Source organism: Enterobacter cloacae complex sp. P47BA (genome assembly GCF_014930485.1).
Taxonomy (GTDB): Bacteria; Pseudomonadota; Gammaproteobacteria; order Enterobacterales; family Enterobacteriaceae; genus Enterobacter; species Enterobacter bugandensis.
Genome location: NZ_JADBRF010000025.1, coordinates 1 through 16,077 on the forward strand (window position 1 = coordinate 1; position 16,077 = coordinate 16,077).

Here is a 16,077-nt window from a genome sequence, read left to right on the forward strand (position 1 = left end):
TGAACGGAATGACCACCAGAGCCGTATGTTCCCCCTCACCCCAGCCCTCTCCCTCAAGGGAGAGGGGGTTGTCCGAGCAAGTATTATTTTGTGGGGATTCCTCAGCCCACAGGGAGAGGGCGGAATAAGGCGAGTTACTGACTAAACGGCGACGCCGCCGGGACGCGAGCCTGCGATACCGCCAGCCCCAGTTGCCACACCGCCATCGCATAGTGGGTGCTATGGTTGTAGCGGGTGATGGTGTAGAAGTTCGGCATGCCGTACCAGTACTGGTAGCCAGTTCCCACGTCCAGACGCAGCAGGCTCACCTGGTCAACATTGCCCAGCGGCTGGGTTGGCGTTAAGCCTGCCGCCGTCAGCTGTGCAACGCTGTATTTGGTTTTAAAGCCGTTTTCCAGACCAAACGCTTCGCCGTTCGCCTGCACGGCAACCTGGCCGCCCGGCGTCCAGCCGTGCGCTTTGAAGTAGTTCGCCACGCTGCCGATGGCATCCACCGGATCCCACAGGTTAATGTGACCATCCCCGTTAAAGTCGACGGCATACTGTTTATAGGAGGACGGCATAAACTGGCCGTAACCCATCGCGCCGGCAAATGACCCTTTCAGATCGAGCGGATCGTCCTGCTCGTTGCGCGCCATAAGCAGGAAGGTTTCCAGCTCGGAAGAGAAATACTCCGCGCGGCGCGGGTAGTTAAAGGAGAGTGTCGCCAGTGCGTCGAGGATGCGGGTTTTGCCCATCACGCGCCCCCAGCGGGTCTCTACGCCGATAATCCCGACGATGATTTCCGGCGGCACGCCATAAACCTGCCACGCGCGGTTGAGCGCATCTTCATACTGGTTCCAGAACGCCACGCCGTTTTGCACGTTGTCCGGGGTAATAAACTGTTTGCGGTAGCGCAGCCATGCGCCGTTCGGCCCGCTCGGCACCTGGGCGGATGGTGCCTGCCTGTCCATCAGGCGCAGAACGTAGTCCAGACGCTTCGCCTGAGACAAAATTTCATGCAGCTGCTGGCGGTCGAAACCGTGTTTGCTCACCATTTTATCGATGAACTGCTCGGCCGCCGGGTTATTCGCGAAGTCGCCTCCCATCTGCATCATATTGTGCTGCGGCTCCAGCAGGAATCCCCCGGAAGGCGCGCCCGCCGTTTGCTGAACGGCTTCGGTCTTAGGTTTGCTGCTACAGGCAGACAGCAGGATAAGCGCAGGCAACAGCGCTGCATAACGACGCTTGAACATGAGACATCCATTTAACGGGTTCGATAAGAACCCAGTATGGTAAAGCATCCGCAACACCTCAAGGAAGCGGTACGCGCCTCCACAACGCAAATCCGCGCTTTTTTCCACCGAAAATCATTCACCTCATCAATTAACTTTCAAAATAATACATTTTTCTTTCATTGTGAGATCTAACTAACACTTTAAAACCTTTCAAAGTGATTATTATTAGCCGCAGTTATACAAAAACAAAAAAGCCCCACAGGAGAGAAGAATGATAGAGACCATCACCCACGGCGCCGAGTGGTTCATCGGGCTGTTTCAGAAAGGCGGAGAAGTGTTCACCGGCATGGTGACCGGGATCCTGCCCCTGCTGATCAGCCTGCTGGTGATCATGAACGCGCTGATCAACTTTATCGGCCAGCAGCGCATCGAACGCTTTGCCCAGCGCTGCGCCGGTAACCCGCTGTCCCGCTACCTGATATTGCCATTCATCGGCACCTTTGTTTTCTGTAACCCGATGACCTTAAGCCTCGGCCGCTTTATGCCGGAAAAGTACAAGCCGAGCTACTACGCCGCCGCCTCCTACAGCTGCCACTCGATGAACGGCCTGTTCCCGCACATCAACCCCGGAGAGCTGTTTGTCTACCTCGGGATCGCCAGCGGCCTTACCACGCTTGGCCTGCCGCTCGGCCCGCTGGCGGTGAGCTACCTGCTGGTTGGCCTGGTGACCAACTTCTTCCGCGGCTGGGTGACTGACCTCACCACCGCTATTTTCGAGAAAAAAATGGGCATCCAGCTTGAACAGAAGGTCCATCTTTCAGGAGCGACAGCATGAACCGGATCCGCATTGAGAAAGGCACGGGCGGCTGGGGCGGCCCGCTGGAGTTCGACGCCACCGAAGGCAAAAAGATCGTCTACATCACCGCGGGCACGCGCCCGGCGATTGTCGACAAGCTGCGCGAGCTGACCGGCTGGGAAGCGGTTGACGGCTTTAAAGAAGGCGAGCCGCCGGAAGCGGACATCGGCGTGGCGGTGATTGACTGCGGCGGCACGCTGCGCTGCGGCATCTATCCGAAGCGCCGCATTCCGACGGTGAATATTCATTCTACCGGGAAATCCGGCCCGCTGGCGCAGTACATCCTGGAGGACATTTATGTCTCGGGCGTGAAGGAGGACAACATCACTCTGGTGAATGGCACTGCCGCGCCGCAAAAAGCAGCCCCGCGCGAGTACGACACCAGCAAGAAGATCACCGAGCAGAGCGACGGCCTGCTGGCAAAGGTCGGGATGGGGATGGGCTCCGCCGTGGCGGTGCTGTTCCAGTCCGGGCGCGACACTATCGATACGGTGCTGAAAACGATTCTGCCGTTTATGGCGTTCGTCTCGGCGCTGATCGGCATCATCATGGCGTCCGGCCTGGGCGACTGGATTGCCCACGGCCTCGCCCCGCTCGCCAGCCACCCGCTCGGGCTGGTGACGCTGGCGCTGATCTGCTCCTTCCCGCTGCTGTCGCCGTTCCTCGGCCCGGGCGCGGTGATTGCCCAGGTCATCGGCGTGCTGATTGGCGTGCAGATTGGACTGGGGAACATTCCTCCGCACCTCGCCCTGCCCGCCCTGTTTGCCATTAACGCCCAGGCGGCGTGCGACTTCATCCCCGTGGGTCTGTCGCTGGCCGAAGCGCGCCAGGACACCGTGCGCGTGGGCGTGCCGTCCGTGCTGGTGAGCCGCTTCCTGACGGGCGCGCCGACGGTGCTGATTGCCTGGTTTGTCTCCGGCTTTATCTATCAATAAGAGGTTCCTGCAATGAACGTCATTTACCAGACCACCATTACCCGCATCGGCCAGAGCGCTGCGGACGCGCTGAGCGACCAGATGCTGATCACCTTCCGCGAAGGCGCTCCGGCGGATATCGAAGAGTTTTGCTTTATCCACTGCCACGGCGAACTGAACGGCGAGCTGAAGGCCGGAAGCCAACTGGAGCTGGGCGAGGCGCGCTATGCCGTCACCGCCGTCGGCGACGTGGCCGAACAAAACCTGCGCGAGCTCGGCCACATCACCCTGCGCTTCGACGGCCAGCCGCAGGCGGAATACCCCGGTACGGTTCACGTGGATGGCCCGGTTCCGCAGTCTGTCACCCCAGGCTGCACGTTAAAATTTGTTGCGTAATTAAGGAGAGTCACATGAGTCAGGTTGCCGTTGTCATTGGTGGGGGACAAACCTTAGGCGAGTTCCTCTGCCGTGGGCTTGCCGCAGAAGGTTACCGCGTGGCGGTAGTGGACATTCAGAGTGAAAAAGCCGCCCGCGTGGCGGACACCATTAACACCGAGTTTGGCGAAGGGATGGCGTACGGGTTTGGTGCGGACGCCACCAGCGAGCAGAGCGTGATGGCGCTGGCCCGCGGCGTGGACGAGATTTTTGGGCGCACCGATCTGCTGGTCTACAGCGCGGGGATTGCGAAAGCGGCGTTTATCAGCGATTTCGAACTGGGGGATTTTGACCGTTCGCTGCAGGTGAATCTGGTGGGCTATTTCCTCTGTGCCCGCGAGTTTTCCCGTCTGATGATCCGCGACGGCATTCAGGGGCGCATCATTCAGATCAACTCAAAATCCGGGAAAGTGGGCAGCAAGCACAACTCTGGGTACAGCGCGGCGAAGTTTGGCGGCGTGGGGCTGACGCAGTCCCTGGCGTTGGATCTGGCCGAATACGGGATTACCGTGCACTCGCTGATGCTGGGCAACCTGCTGAAATCGCCGATGTTCCAGTCCCTGCTGCCGCAGTACGCCACCAAGCTCGGCATCAAGGCTGAGGAAGTGGAGCAGTACTACATCGATAAAGTGCCGCTGAAGCGCGGGTGTGACTATCAGGACGTGCTGAACATGCTGCTGTTTTACGCCAGTCCGAAAGCGTCGTACTGCACCGGGCAGTCGATTAACGTGACCGGTGGGCAGGTGATGTTCTGATCGAGCGGCCTGATGCCCTCACCCTAACCCTCTCCCACCGGGAGAGGGAACAAAACAAGGAGTCGATATGGTAACCGCACTCATCACCGTCGCTGCCCTCGCCTGGCTGTGCCAGATGGCGTTTGGCGGCTGGCAGATCCACCAGTTTAACCGCGCGTTTGATGCGCTGTGTCAGAAGGGCCGCGTCGGCGTCGGGCGTTCCGGCGGACGCTTTAAACCGCGCGTGGTCGTCGCCGTAGCGCTGGACAAGCACGACCGGGTGTGCGATTCCCTCCTCATGCGTGGCATGACGGTATTTGCCCGTCCGGCCAAAATCCAGGCAATCAACGGCCTCTTGTTACAGGAATTGCAGCCTGATGTGATCTTTCCCCATGATTCACTCTGTCAGAATGCACTATCATTAGCGCTCAATCTGAAACATGGATAATTTCGTTGTGAAAGTTATAGACTTGCGAAATTATCATTTCGCAACCTAAGGAACGAAGCGCCTATGAAACCACGTCAGCGGCAGGCGGCCATTCTCGAGCATCTGCAAAAGCAGGGAAAATGCTCGGTAGAGGATCTGGCCCACTACTTTGACACCACCGGCACGACAATACGCAAGGACCTGGTATTGCTCGAAAACTCTGGCGCCGTTATTCGCACCTACGGCGGCGTGGTGCTCAACAAGGACGAAGCGGACCCGCCAATCGATCACAAAACGCTGATCAATACCCACCAGAAAGCGCTGATTGCCGAAGCCGCCGTGAAATTTATCCAGGACGGCGATTCCATCATCCTCGACGCAGGCAGTACCGTCCTGCAGATGATCCCCCTGCTCAGCCGCTTTAACAACATTACGGTGATGACCAACAGCCTGCATATCGTCAACGCGCTGTCGGAGTTCGACAGCGAGCAGACCATCCTGATGCCCGGCGGCACCTTCCGCAAAAAATCGGCGTCCTTTCACGGCCAGCTGGCGGAGAACGCTTTCGACCACTTCAGCTTCGATAAACTGTTTATGGGCACCGACGGCATCGACCTGAACGCAGGCGTCACGACGTTTAACGAGGTGTTCAGCGTCAGTAAAGCCATGTGCAACGCCGCGCGGGAAGTGATTTTAATGGCCGACTCGTCGAAGTTTGGCCGCAAAAGCCCCAATATTGTCTGTAGCCTCGAAAGCGTTGATAAGCTGATTACCGACGCGGGTATCGATCCGGCGTTCAAAAAAGCGCTGGAAGAGAAAGGGATCGACGTGATCGTAACCGGAGAAAGAGATGAGTGATTTTCTGTTAGAAACGGGCCGCCAGACGCTGATGCTGGAGCTGCAGGAAGCCAGCCGCCTGCCGGAACGTCTGGGCGAGGATTTTGTCCGCGCCGCCAACACCATTATCCACTGCGAAGGCAAAGTGATTGTGGCGGGCATCGGTAAATCTGGCCATATCGGCAAGAAGATTGCCGCGACGCTCGCCAGCACCGGTACCCCGGCGTTCTTCGTGCATCCGGCAGAGGCGCTGCATGGCGATCTCGGGATGATCGAAAGCCGCGACGTGATGCTGTTTATCTCCTACTCCGGTTCGGCCAAAGAGCTGGATCTGATTATTCCGCGCCTGCAGGAAAAATCTGTCGCCCTGCTGGCGATGACCGGGAAACCCCGCTCGCCGCTGGCGCTGGCCGCCAAAGCGACGCTGGATATTTCCGTTGAGCGTGAAGCCTGTCCGATGCACCTCGCTCCGACCTCCAGCACCGTTAACACCCTGATGATGGGCGACGCGCTGGCAATGGCGGTGATGCAGGCGCGCGGCTTTAACGAAGAAGATTTCGCCCGTTCGCATCCGGCGGGTGCACTCGGGGCACGCCTGCTCAACAAGGTTCACCACCTGATGCGCACCGACGATGCGATTCCGCAGGTCAAACTCGATACCAGCGTCATGGACGCGATGCTGGAGCTGAGCCGCACCGGTCTGGGGCTGGTTGCGGTGTGCGATGACAACGGGAGCGTGAAGGGCGTGTTCACCGACGGCGACCTGCGCCGCTGGCTGGTGGGCGGCGGCAGGCTGGAAACAAACGTGTCTGACGCCATGACCAAAGGCGGGCTGACGCTCAACGCCGACAGCCGCGCCATTGAAGCCAAAGAGGTGCTGATGAAGCGCAAAATCACCGCCGCACCGGTGGTGGACGAGCATGGCAGGCTGTGCGGCGCTATCAACCTGCAGGACTTCTACCAGGCCGGGATTATTTAACCCTTCAGCCCAAGACGCTTCGCCAGCCGGTGCAGGTTGGCGACGTCCATCTCCAGCGCCCGCGCGCACGCCGCCCAGCTGCGGTTATTCTGCTCCAGCGCGCGGGTAATCATCTGACGCTGAAACTCTTCCGTCGCTTCGCGCAGGTTTTCGATTGCGCTCTCAGGCACAGCAGGCTTCACGGTCGGGGCATTTTCCTCATGCAGCGCAAAATGGCGCGCATGAATCACCACTTCATCCCCCGAGCGCGTCGCCCTCGCCAGCACCACCGCGCGGTGAATCGCATGCTCCAGCTCGCGCACGTTGCCCGGCCAGCCGTAGCTGAGCAGATGCGCTCTCGCCCCCGGGCTAAGCACCACGCGGGACAGCCCCATTTTGAGACGGCACTGTTCGCAGAAATAACCCGCCAGCAGCACCACGTCGTCTCCGCGCTCGCGCAGCGGCGGCACGGACAGCGGGAACACGCTCAGGCGATGGAACAGGTCGGCGCGGAACTGCCCGGCCAGCACCGCTTCGCGCAGATCCCGGTTGGTCGCAGCAAGGACCCGCACGTCCACCCGCAGGCTGCGGTCATCCCCCACGCGCTGGATGTCGCCGTACTGCAATACGCGCAGCAGCTTGGCCTGAAGTGAAAGGGAAAGCTCGCCAATCTCATCAAGAAACAGCGTGCCGTTATCGGCCATTTCAAACTTGCCGCTGCGGTTGCTGATGGCCCCGGTAAACGCCCCTTTGACGTGACCGAACAGCTCGCTCTCCGCCACGCTTTCCGGCAGCGCGGCGCAGTTGAGGTACACCAGCGGGTTGACCGCGCGCGGCGAAGCTTCATGGATGGACTTCGCCACCAGCTCCTTACCGGTACCGGTCTCTCCGAAGATCAGCACGTTCAGATCGGACGCGGCGACAATCTCAATCTCTTTTTTGAGCTGCGCCATGCCGGGCGAAAGGCCGATCATCTCCGTATGCGCCACCTGCTCAAACGCCGCCGGGCTGCCGGGAAGAATATTCTGGCTCTCCAGCTGCTCTATCAGCAGCGCATTATTCAGCGCCCCGGCGGCCAGCGCGGCAATCAGCCGTAGCTCTTCGTCGCTGAAGGTATCGAACTGATCCGGCGACATCCCGTCGAGGGTTAATGCGCCAATCAGATTCTGCCCGGCGAACAGCGGCAGGCCAATACAGGCGTGCACCTTCAGGCTCTCCTGCCCCGGAATCAGACCGTCGTACGGATCGGGCAGATCGCTGTCTGCCGGGAAACGCACCACGTCGCCCGCGCGGGCGATGGTTTCCAGACGCGGGTGGCCCTCCAGCGTAAAGCGCCGCCCGAGTACGTCCTTCGCCAGGCCGTCGATAGCCAGCGGAATAAACTGCCGCCCTTCGTAACGCAGCAGCGCCGATGCATCGCAATCCAGCACGTGGCGCAGCGTGGAGATCAGGCGCTGAAAGCGGTCCTGATGGCCGATACCGGTTTGCAGCTCAATGGCGATCTTCGCCAGCACGTCTACGGAAAAGCTCATTTTGACCTCGCTGTCATTTTGACAACCCATGTTGTCATATTGACACTGTTATTGATAGTCATAATGACTACCCATTACGGATCGTGAAAAAATTAATTAAGCAAAATCAATATATTAAAAGTTGGCACGCAACTTGATATAAGCAAACCATCTTATTTGAAAATGCTATATTACGTAGAGGTTGCTATGTCTATTCTGGTTAAAAATAACATTCATTGGGTGGGTCAACGTGACTGGGAAGTGCGCGATTTCCACGGGACGGAATACAAAACGCTGCGCGGCAGCAGCTACAACAGCTATCTCATCCGCGAAGGTAAAAACGTCCTGATCGATACCGTCGATCACAAATTCAGCCGTGAGTTCGTGCAGAACCTGCGCGGTGAAATCGACCTGAATGACATCGACTACATCATCATCAACCATGCGGAAGAGGACCACGCCGGGGCGCTGACCGAGCTGATGTCCCACATTCCGGATACCCCAATCTACTGCACCACCAACGCCATTGATTCAATTAACGGCCACCACCACCATCCGGAGTGGAACTTCCACACCGTAAAAACCGGCGACACGCTGGATATCGGCAACGGCAAGCAGCTGATCTTCGTCGAAACCCCGATGCTGCACTGGCCGGACAGCATGATGACCTACATGACCGGCGACGCGGTGCTGTTCAGCAACGACGCCTTCGGCCAGCACTACTGCGACGAACGCCTGTTTAATGATGAAGTGGATCAGACCGAGCTGTTCGAACAGTGTCAGCGCTACTACGCCAATATCCTGACTCCGTTCAGCCGCCTGGTGACGCCTAAAATTACCGAGATCCTCGGCTTCAACCTGCCGGTAGATATGATTGCCACCTCCCACGGCGTGGTGTGGCGTGAAAACCCCACCCAGATCGTCGAGCTGTACCTGAAATGGGCCGCGGATTACCAGGAAGACCGCATCACTATCTTCTACGACACCATGTCCAACAACACCCGCATGATGGCGGACGCGATTGCCCAGGGGATCAATGAAGTTGACCCGAACGTGGCGGTGAAAATCTTCAACGTGGCGCGCAGCGATAAGAATGAGGTATTGACCAACGTGTTCCGCTCTAAGGGCGTGCTGGTGGGTACCTCCACCATGAATAACGTGATGATGCCGAAGATTGCCGGCCTGGTGGAAGAGATGACCGGCCTGCGCTTTCGTAACAAACGCGCCAGCGCCTTTGGCTCTCACGGCTGGAGCGGCGGCGCGGTAGACCGTCTTTCCACCCGTTTACAGGATGCGGGTTTTGAGATGTCCATGAGCCTGAAGGCGAAATGGCGTCCGGATATCGACGCGCTGGAAATCTGCCGCCAGCATGGCCGCGACATCGCCCGTCAGTGGGCGCTCGCCCCGCTTCCTGAAGTCACCGCAAAACCTGCGGAACAGCCACAAACCTGTTCTGCGGCAGCCAACGCCGATCTCGGTCCGCGCATGCAGTGCAGCGTCTGCCAGTGGATCTACGATCCTGAGCTTGGCGAACCGCTGCAGGATGTTGCCCCGGGCACGCCGTGGAGCGAGGTGCCGGACAGCTTCCTCTGCCCGGAATGCTCCCTCGGCAAAGACGTCTTTGATGAACTGGCAACGGAGGCAAAATGAGCAACGGCATCGTTATCATCGGCTCGGGCTTTGCTGCCCGCCAGCTGGTGAAAAATATCCGCAAACAGGATGCAAACGTGCCGTTGACGCTGATCGCCGCCGACAGCATGGACGAGTACAACAAGCCTGATTTAAGCCACGTCATTAGCCAGAATCAGCGCGCCGATGACCTCACCCGCCAGACGGCGGGGGAGTTCGCGGAGCAGTTCAACCTGCGTCTGTTTCCGTACACCTGGGTCACCGATATCGATGCCGACGCCCACGTGGTAAAAGCGAAAGCGAAAACCTGGCAGTACGACAGGCTGGTGCTGGCGACCGGGGCATCTGCGTTTGTGCCGCCGGTTGAAGGCCGCGAGCTGATGATTACCCTCAACAGCCAGCAGGAGTATCAGGCCAGCGAAACCCGGCTACGCGATGCCGCCAGAGTGATGATCGTCGGCGGCGGGCTGATCGGCACCGAGCTGGCGATGGACTTCTGTCGGGCGGGAAAATCCGTGACCCTGGTTGACCACGCGGCCAGCATTCTGTCGGCGCTGATGCCCGCAGAAGTAAGCAGTCGCTTACAGCATCGTCTCACCGATATGGGCGTGCATCTGATGTTGAAATCGCAGCTACAAAGCCTGAGCAAAACCGAAGGCGGTATCCGTGCCACGCTCGACCGAAGCCGCAGCGTAGAAGTGGATGCGGTGGTTGCCGCGACGGGCCTGCGCCCGGAAACCGCGCTGGCGCATCGCGCAGGGGCTGAAATAAACCGCGGCGTGAAGGTAAATAGCTACCTGCAAACCACGCGGCCGGATATTTATGCCCTGGGCGACTGCGCGGAAATTAACGGCCAGGTGCTGCCCTTCCTGCAGCCGATACAATTAAGCGCCATGTATCTGGCAAAAAACCTGCTCGGCGGCAGCGCGCCGCTGAAATTACCCGCCATGCTGGTAAAGGTCAAAACGCCGGAATTGCCGCTGCATCTTGCAGGTGAAACGCAGCGTCAGGATCTGAACTGGCAAATTACCCTCGAACCGCAGGGAATGATCGCGCGCGGTGTGGATGTCGACGGTCAGGTACACGCCTTCGTGGTCAGCGAGGATCGGATGAAGGAGGCTTTCGCTCTGCTGAAATCGCTGCCCGCTTAACCCGGAGTCTTCTGCCACGCTGACTTAACCTTTGGATTTTATTGTCCGCAGCCCCGATGTCCCGGGGCTTTTTTTTGCGCAATCTATTAGCAAGATAAATACAAATAAGGTAAATCATCGCCATAATCCATTAAATGATAATTTATATGAACATTCTAAATCTAAAATTAAGATAAACAAAAAGATACGAATTTCATTTCCACACCCAAAATCAATGCTTACTCGCTTATTTTGAACATCATCATGGCGATTTTTATTAATAAACTCAATTTATTTAGCGACAACTCAGGAATGTACGACCAGCGCGTCGTAGCCGCGCCAGCGGTAGTTGACCATGGAGATCAGCCAGCAGGCGACAAACAACCCGACCACCACAAACCCGGCGTTGCCCAGGTTGTCGTTCACCGCGCCGATCAGATCCCAGACGCTGCCGCTGAGGGCGAATTTGTCCATCAGCAGACCCAGCGCTTCCAGCCCGCCGATAAACAGCGCCACCACCACGGAGGTGCCGGTGATGGTCATGTTGTAGTAGAGCTTGCGCTGTGGTTTGTTAAACGCCCAGCCGTAGGCACCGACCATCAGCAGGTTGTCGAGCGTATCCACCAGCGCCATGCCGCTGGCGAAGAGCGCCGGGAAGATCATGATTGACCACACCGACATCCCGCTGGAAGCGCTGGCAGCAGAGATCCCGAGCACGCCGATTTCCGTCGCAGTATCAAACCCGAGGCCAAACAGGAAGCCTACCAGATACATCTGCCAGCTTTTATTGACGAGGCGGAAGGTTTTACCGAACAGCCAGTTCATAACGCCCCCCTGGGCAGGCAGCGTGACGTCACCCTGCACCGTCTGGCCCTTTTTCAGCGCCTGGAAACTGCGCCAGACGCCGCGCAGGATCACCATATTCACCAGCGCCATCGCCAGCAGGAAAGTGGCGGATACCGCAGTGCCAATCAGGCTGCCGGTTTCGTGGAACCATTCCATGTTTTTCTGAAACGCCGTGGCGGTGGCGGCGATGGCAATGGAGGCCAGCACCACGATGGTGGAGTGCCCCAGCGAGAACCACGCCCCCACCCCGCACGGGCGTTTGCCCTGCTGCATCATCTTACGCGTCACGGTATCAATGGCCGCGATGTGGTCGGCATCCACGGCATGGCGCAGCCCGTAGCACCACGCCAGCAGGCTGGCGGCCATCAGCGCCGTGCTGCCGCTAAAAGAGTGCCATGCCCATCCCCAGGCCAGCAGGTTTGCCATTACCAGAGCCAGCAGCAGAAGCGCGGCGCGAGGTTCGTTGCGTAACAGTCGTAACATTTTAAATCCTTTTTGAACATGACCGGGCAGCGGCAATCACCGCCTGCCCGAAGGAGATCGCTCCGTCACCTGCAGGCAGGTGCGAAGGAAAAAGAAGCGTAAAGTCAGAAAGATAATGACGCAGGCGCGCGCGCAGCAGACGGTTGTGCAACACGCCGCCGCTGAGACAGATTGTCGACAGCGATAAGCGTCGGGCATGGAGCGCGGCGAGTTCTGCCAGCCCTTTTGCCAGCGCGTCGTGAAACGCCCACGCGCGCTCGCACGGCTCAGCCTGCCAGGCCAGCCACTGCTGCCAGAAAAGCGCGAGGTTACCCGCATCCAGCGTCACCGGATGGTCGACGCCCGCGCACTGCGATGCCAGCGCTTCCAGCCTGCACGCTGCCTCGCCTTCGTAGCGCTGCGCGTCGATGCCCAGCGCGCAGGCGACCGCGTCAAACAAACGACCGCAGGACGACGCCTGCGGCGCGTTGATACCACGCTGGATCGCCGTTGCCAGCAGCGGCCAGCTGTGGCGCTGAACCGCTCGCGTTTCCGGGTAGCGTTGCCAGTCCGGGACAAACGCCAGGCAGTGGGCGAGCAGATTACGCCACGGCTGTTTTGCCGCCAGATCGCCGCCCGGCAGCGCCACGGCAGGCAGGCCGCCGAGCCGTTCGCAGTCGAGATAGTTCACCCGCAGGCACTCTCCGCCCCACAGCGCGCCGTTCTCGCCCATGCCGATCCCGTCCAGCGTCAGAGCGATAGCGTCTCCGCCGTCGAGCGGCCAGCCGTTCTCCGCCAGGCACGCCGCCGCGTGAGCGTGATGATGTAGCACGGTTTCGACGGGCAGCGCCTGCTCCTGCGCCCACCGGCGCGCGCGATACCCCGGATGGGCATCGCACACCAGCTTATCAGGCTGGAAAGCGTAGATGTCCTGCATCGTCGAGAGTGCGCTGCGCCACTGCGCCTCTACGCCCTCATCGCTCAGATCGCCAAAGTGCTGGCTCAGCACCGCCTGGTTGCCGCGCACCAGGCAGAAGGTGTTTTTCATCTCTGCACCGGTGCACAGCATGGCGGGGATATTCTCAAAACCCGCGGGCAACGTGACGGCATCGGGCACAAAACCCCGGGCACGACGCAGGATAGCGCCATCCCGATCCATCACCGAATCATCCATGCGCTGCAGGATGTCGCGGTTGTGCAGCAGGAAGCCGTCCGCGATGCCGCCGAGCTCCTCCAGCGCCTGCGCGTTGGTGACGGCAGGCGGCCTGCCGCAGAGGTTGCCGGAGGTCATCACCAGCGGGCGCCGGCAGTCCATCAGCAAAAGATGCTGGAGCGGGTTCGCGGGCAGCATCACGCCTACGCAGTCGAGCCCTGGGGCAATTTCCTCGGGAAACGCGGGAAGCGAAGCTTTCGGCGTCAGCACGATCGGTGCCGCGGGCGAGCGTAACAGCGTCTGTATCGTCTCCGGCAGATCGTCCGCATCCGGTAGCATCACCGCCAGCGGCTTCGTCGGGCGCTGCTTGCGCATTCGCAGTTTCTGTATCGCCTGCGGATCCAGCGCGTCGCAAACGAGGTGGAAACCGCCCAGCCCTTTCACCGCGACAATGCCGCCGCCTTTCAGCATCGCCACCGCCGCGCGTAAAGCCGACTCGCGTATGGCAACAGCATCTCCGGCTCGCCATTCCAGCTGCGGCCCGCAGTCCGGGCAGGCCACCGGCTGGGCGTGGAAGCGGCGGTCGGCCGGGTTGCGGTACTCGGTTTCGCACGGCGCGCAGAGCGGGAATGCGGCCATCGACGTGGCCGGACGGTCGTACGGCATGGCGCGGATAATGGTAAACCGCGGCCCGCAGTGGGTGCAGTTGATAAACGGGTAACGATAGCGGCGCTCGCGGGGATCGCGCATTTCAGCCAGACACGCCGGGCAGGTGGCGGCATCCGGCACGATTTGCGTATCCATCGCCCCGCGATCGCTGTGGCGGATGGTAAAGTCCTCAGGCATGTCCGCCCAGGTGAACGGCTGCGTTTCAACGCGATCGATGCGTGCCAGCGGTGGGCAGTCCTGATGCAGCCTCGCGGTAAAGTCCCCCCCATTACCCGCGAGACGCACCAGGACACCCTCTCCGTCGTTGCAGACATCGCCCACAAGCTTCAGCCGGTGCGCCAGCTGCCAGACGAAGGGCCGAAACCCTACGCCCTGCACTTTGCCGCGCACCCGAAGCAGTACGCCGTTAACGCTCATCGCAGCTTAAAACAGCAGCGATGACGAGGTGTCGAACGCCGCGCGACGGCGTTTTTCTGCGCTCATCTGCTCAAGCTTGTCACGATCCACGCAGACCAGCGCGTGCGTCGGGCAGGCCTCCATACAGGCCGGGCCGGCTTCGCGGTGATAGCAAAGATCGCATTTATTGGCTTCGGCTTTCTCCGCCCGCACGCTCAGCCCCATGCCGCTGTTGCGCACCACCGGGCGGACAACCACCTCCATCGCGCCATACGGACAGGCCACCACGCAGGTTTTGCAGCCAATGCAGCGCTCCTGCATCACGTGCACAAAGCCCTTCTCGCGCTTAATCGCCCCGTTCGGGCAGACGTTCGCGCACGGCGCATCTTCGCACTGGCGACAGATGGCGGCGGTGGAAATATTCACACCTTTAATGACGTGAATGCGCGGCAGGAAGGTATCGGGAGTGAGAGAGGCGCAATCCTGCTCCGCCTGGTGGGAAACCACGCACGCCACTTCACAGGTACGGCAACCAATGCACTTGCTGGCATCGGCCATAATAAAACGGTTCATCTGCTTCTCCGGCATAACTGTTATGCGCGAAGCTATTCATAAACCGTGCCAATATTTAACACACTGATTTTTAAGAATAATAAAAACGCAGCGTTTCTGTCATCGTCATTAGTGACGATGACAGATGTCGACGTCAGCGGTGCGGACCATCGGTAACGGAGTCGCGCAGGACAAGCTCGCCAGAAAAGGTTTGCTGATATTTGAACTCTCCGCCGTCGAGCATGAAAATCAGGCGACTGACGATCTCCTGGATCATCGCCGTCACCGGAATACGCACGCTGGAGAGCGACGGCACGATGTAGGGCGCAATCGCCACGTCGTCAAAGCCGATAACGGACACCGCGTCCGGGGTGGCGACCCCGCTGTCGTGCAGCTGCTTGATGGCGCCGATCGCCATATCGTCGTTGCTCGCCACCAGCGCGGTAAACGGTTCGCCGCGGGAGAGGAGTTGAGTGACCGCCGCCGCGCCGCTGGCCGGGTTCCACTTCCCTTCGGCGATAAGCGCGTCACGCGCAGCAATACCGTGCTGCGCCAGCGCATCCCTGTAACCGGAAAGACGTTCAACCCCGGTGGGGGAATCCAGCGAACCGGTGATAAAGGCAATCTCCCGGTGGCCTTTCGCGATCAGCTGCGAAACCGCGTCCTGACACGACGCTTTATGATCGGACCAGACGCTGTGGCTGCTGTTTTTCCGCAGGCGGCGGTTAAGCACCATAATCGGCTGCTCGCATTTCTCGACGAGCTCGTCCAGCTCTTCCACGCTCAGAAAACGCGGGTAGATAATTACCGCATCGCAGCGCATATCCAGCAGATACTGGATCGCCTCGCGCTCTTCTTCGGCGCTGTGCTTGCCGTCGGCGAGGATCAGCTGCCGCCCTTTTTCTTCCGTCATCCGCGCGGCGTTAAACAGCAGCTCGCTAAAGTAGACGCCGTGATACAGGGTGTTGGTCACTACCAGCCCAAGCGTCTGGGTGCGTTTGGTCGCCAGGTTTCGCGCCAGCAAGTTCGGGCGATAGCCGCTCTCTTCAATGGCCTGAAAAACCCGGTCTTTGGTCTCCTGGCTAACGTAGCCGTTGCCCGACAACACCCGGGAGACCGTCGCTTTCGATACGCCTGCCCGCTTCGCCACTTCCAGCATCGTGGTCATATTGTTCTTCCATCCGAAACTCATGCGGGCAGTGTACTGCACCGCGAAAAAATTGTCGCAGCGACGACGTCACGCTTTCAACACCCCACTGCGATCTTCATCACGAAAAGAAAAAATGTCCAAAAAGCGGTCTTGTTTCAACAAAAGAAACTCATGATGATTATGTGGAACCGGTTTCCTACA

Annotated in this window: 15 protein-coding genes; 9 read left to right on the forward strand and 6 right to left on the reverse strand. The window is 59.5% G+C overall.

All coding sequences use genetic code 11. From position 1 onward, the window contains the following. Nucleotides 1-134 precede the first annotated feature (134 nt). The gene (mltB, locus tag IM299_RS20665; RefSeq protein WP_168733281.1) at nt 135-1,235 is read right to left on the reverse strand and encodes a lytic murein transglycosylase B; all 1,101 of its coding nucleotides are present in this window, start codon (nt 1,233-1,235) and stop codon (nt 135-137) included. Between the two features lie 253 nt (nt 1,236-1,488). On the opposite strand from mltB, the gene srlA reads away from it, so the two are divergent. The 7 genes from srlA to gutQ all read left to right on the forward strand — a co-directional run bounded on the left by srlA (nt 1,489) and on the right by gutQ (nt 6,399). Continuing rightward, nucleotides 1,489-2,052: a PTS glucitol/sorbitol transporter subunit IIC gene (gene srlA / locus IM299_RS20670; protein ID WP_003862164.1), complete on the forward strand. Its 564-nt coding sequence runs from the start codon at nt 1,489-1,491 to the stop codon at nt 2,050-2,052. Further along, the gene (locus tag IM299_RS20675; protein ID WP_045261264.1) at nt 2,049-3,008 is read left to right on the forward strand and encodes a PTS glucitol/sorbitol transporter subunit IIB; all 960 of its coding nucleotides are present in this window, start codon (nt 2,049-2,051) and stop codon (nt 3,006-3,008) included. The genes srlA and IM299_RS20675 overlap by 4 nt, the downstream gene beginning before the upstream one ends. A 12-nt stretch (nt 3,009-3,020) precedes the next feature. Then, complete coding sequence (gene srlB / locus IM299_RS20680; protein ID WP_041908503.1) at nt 3,021-3,383, forward strand: PTS glucitol/sorbitol transporter subunit IIA; 363 nt, start codon at nt 3,021-3,023, stop codon at nt 3,381-3,383. A gap of 14 nt (nt 3,384-3,397) precedes the next feature. Continuing rightward, the gene (gene srlD, locus IM299_RS20685) at nt 3,398-4,177 is read left to right on the forward strand and encodes a sorbitol-6-phosphate dehydrogenase (protein WP_023294411.1); all 780 of its coding nucleotides are present in this window, start codon (nt 3,398-3,400) and stop codon (nt 4,175-4,177) included. A 67-nt stretch (nt 4,178-4,244) separates the two neighbouring features. Beyond that, a complete protein-coding gene (gene gutM / locus IM299_RS20690; protein ID WP_193358029.1) occupies nt 4,245-4,604 on the forward strand; it encodes a transcriptional regulator GutM in 360 nt (119 codons plus the stop codon). Nucleotides 4,605-4,667: 63 nt separating this feature from the next. Next, nucleotides 4,668-5,441 carry a DNA-binding transcriptional repressor gene (locus IM299_RS20695; protein ID WP_010434430.1) on the forward strand — a complete coding sequence of 258 codons (774 nt, stop codon included), beginning with the start codon at nt 4,668-4,670 and terminating at the stop codon, nt 5,439-5,441. Next, entirely contained in the window at nt 5,434-6,399 is a 966-nt protein-coding gene (gutQ, locus tag IM299_RS20700) for an arabinose-5-phosphate isomerase GutQ (RefSeq protein WP_193358030.1), read from the forward strand. The genes IM299_RS20695 and gutQ overlap by 8 nt, the downstream gene beginning before the upstream one ends. Here gutQ and norR read toward each other — a convergent pair. Continuing rightward, the gene (gene norR / locus IM299_RS20705; protein WP_048960108.1) at nt 6,396-7,910 is read right to left on the reverse strand and encodes a nitric oxide reductase transcriptional regulator NorR; all 1,515 of its coding nucleotides are present in this window, start codon (nt 7,908-7,910) and stop codon (nt 6,396-6,398) included. The two genes, gutQ and norR, sit on opposite strands and share 4 nt — an antisense overlap. Before the next feature lie 186 nt (nt 7,911-8,096). On the opposite strand from norR, the gene norV reads away from it, so the two are divergent. Continuing rightward, the gene (norV, locus tag IM299_RS20710) at nt 8,097-9,539 is read left to right on the forward strand and encodes an anaerobic nitric oxide reductase flavorubredoxin (protein WP_193358031.1); all 1,443 of its coding nucleotides are present in this window, start codon (nt 8,097-8,099) and stop codon (nt 9,537-9,539) included. Beyond that, entirely contained in the window at nt 9,536-10,669 is a 1,134-nt protein-coding gene (gene norW / locus IM299_RS20715) for an NADH:flavorubredoxin reductase NorW (RefSeq protein ID WP_193358032.1), read from the forward strand. Before norV ends, norW begins: the two co-directional genes overlap by 4 nt. A gap of 285 nt (nt 10,670-10,954) precedes the next feature. Here norW and IM299_RS20720 read toward each other — a convergent pair whose 3' ends face one another. The 4 genes from IM299_RS20720 to IM299_RS20735 all read right to left on the reverse strand — a co-directional run bounded on the left by IM299_RS20720 (nt 10,955) and on the right by IM299_RS20735 (nt 15,894). Beyond that, nucleotides 10,955-11,977, reverse strand: a complete 1,023-nt coding sequence (locus tag IM299_RS20720) for a HoxN/HupN/NixA family nickel/cobalt transporter (RefSeq protein ID WP_193358033.1) — start codon at nt 11,975-11,977, stop codon at nt 10,955-10,957. A gap of 1 nt (nt 11,978) precedes the next feature. Then, the gene (gene hypF / locus IM299_RS20725; protein WP_193358034.1) at nt 11,979-14,195 is read right to left on the reverse strand and encodes a carbamoyltransferase HypF; all 2,217 of its coding nucleotides are present in this window, start codon (nt 14,193-14,195) and stop codon (nt 11,979-11,981) included. Between the two features lie 6 nt (nt 14,196-14,201). Beyond that, a complete protein-coding gene (hydN, locus tag IM299_RS20730) occupies nt 14,202-14,747 on the reverse strand; it encodes an electron transport protein HydN (protein WP_008499565.1) in 546 nt (181 codons plus the stop codon). Between the two features lie 133 nt (nt 14,748-14,880). Continuing rightward, nucleotides 14,881-15,894 carry a LacI family DNA-binding transcriptional regulator gene (locus tag IM299_RS20735; RefSeq protein ID WP_032644912.1) on the reverse strand — a complete coding sequence of 338 codons (1,014 nt, stop codon included), beginning with the start codon at nt 15,892-15,894 and terminating at the stop codon, nt 14,881-14,883. Between the last annotated feature and the right edge of the window lie 183 nt (nt 15,895-16,077).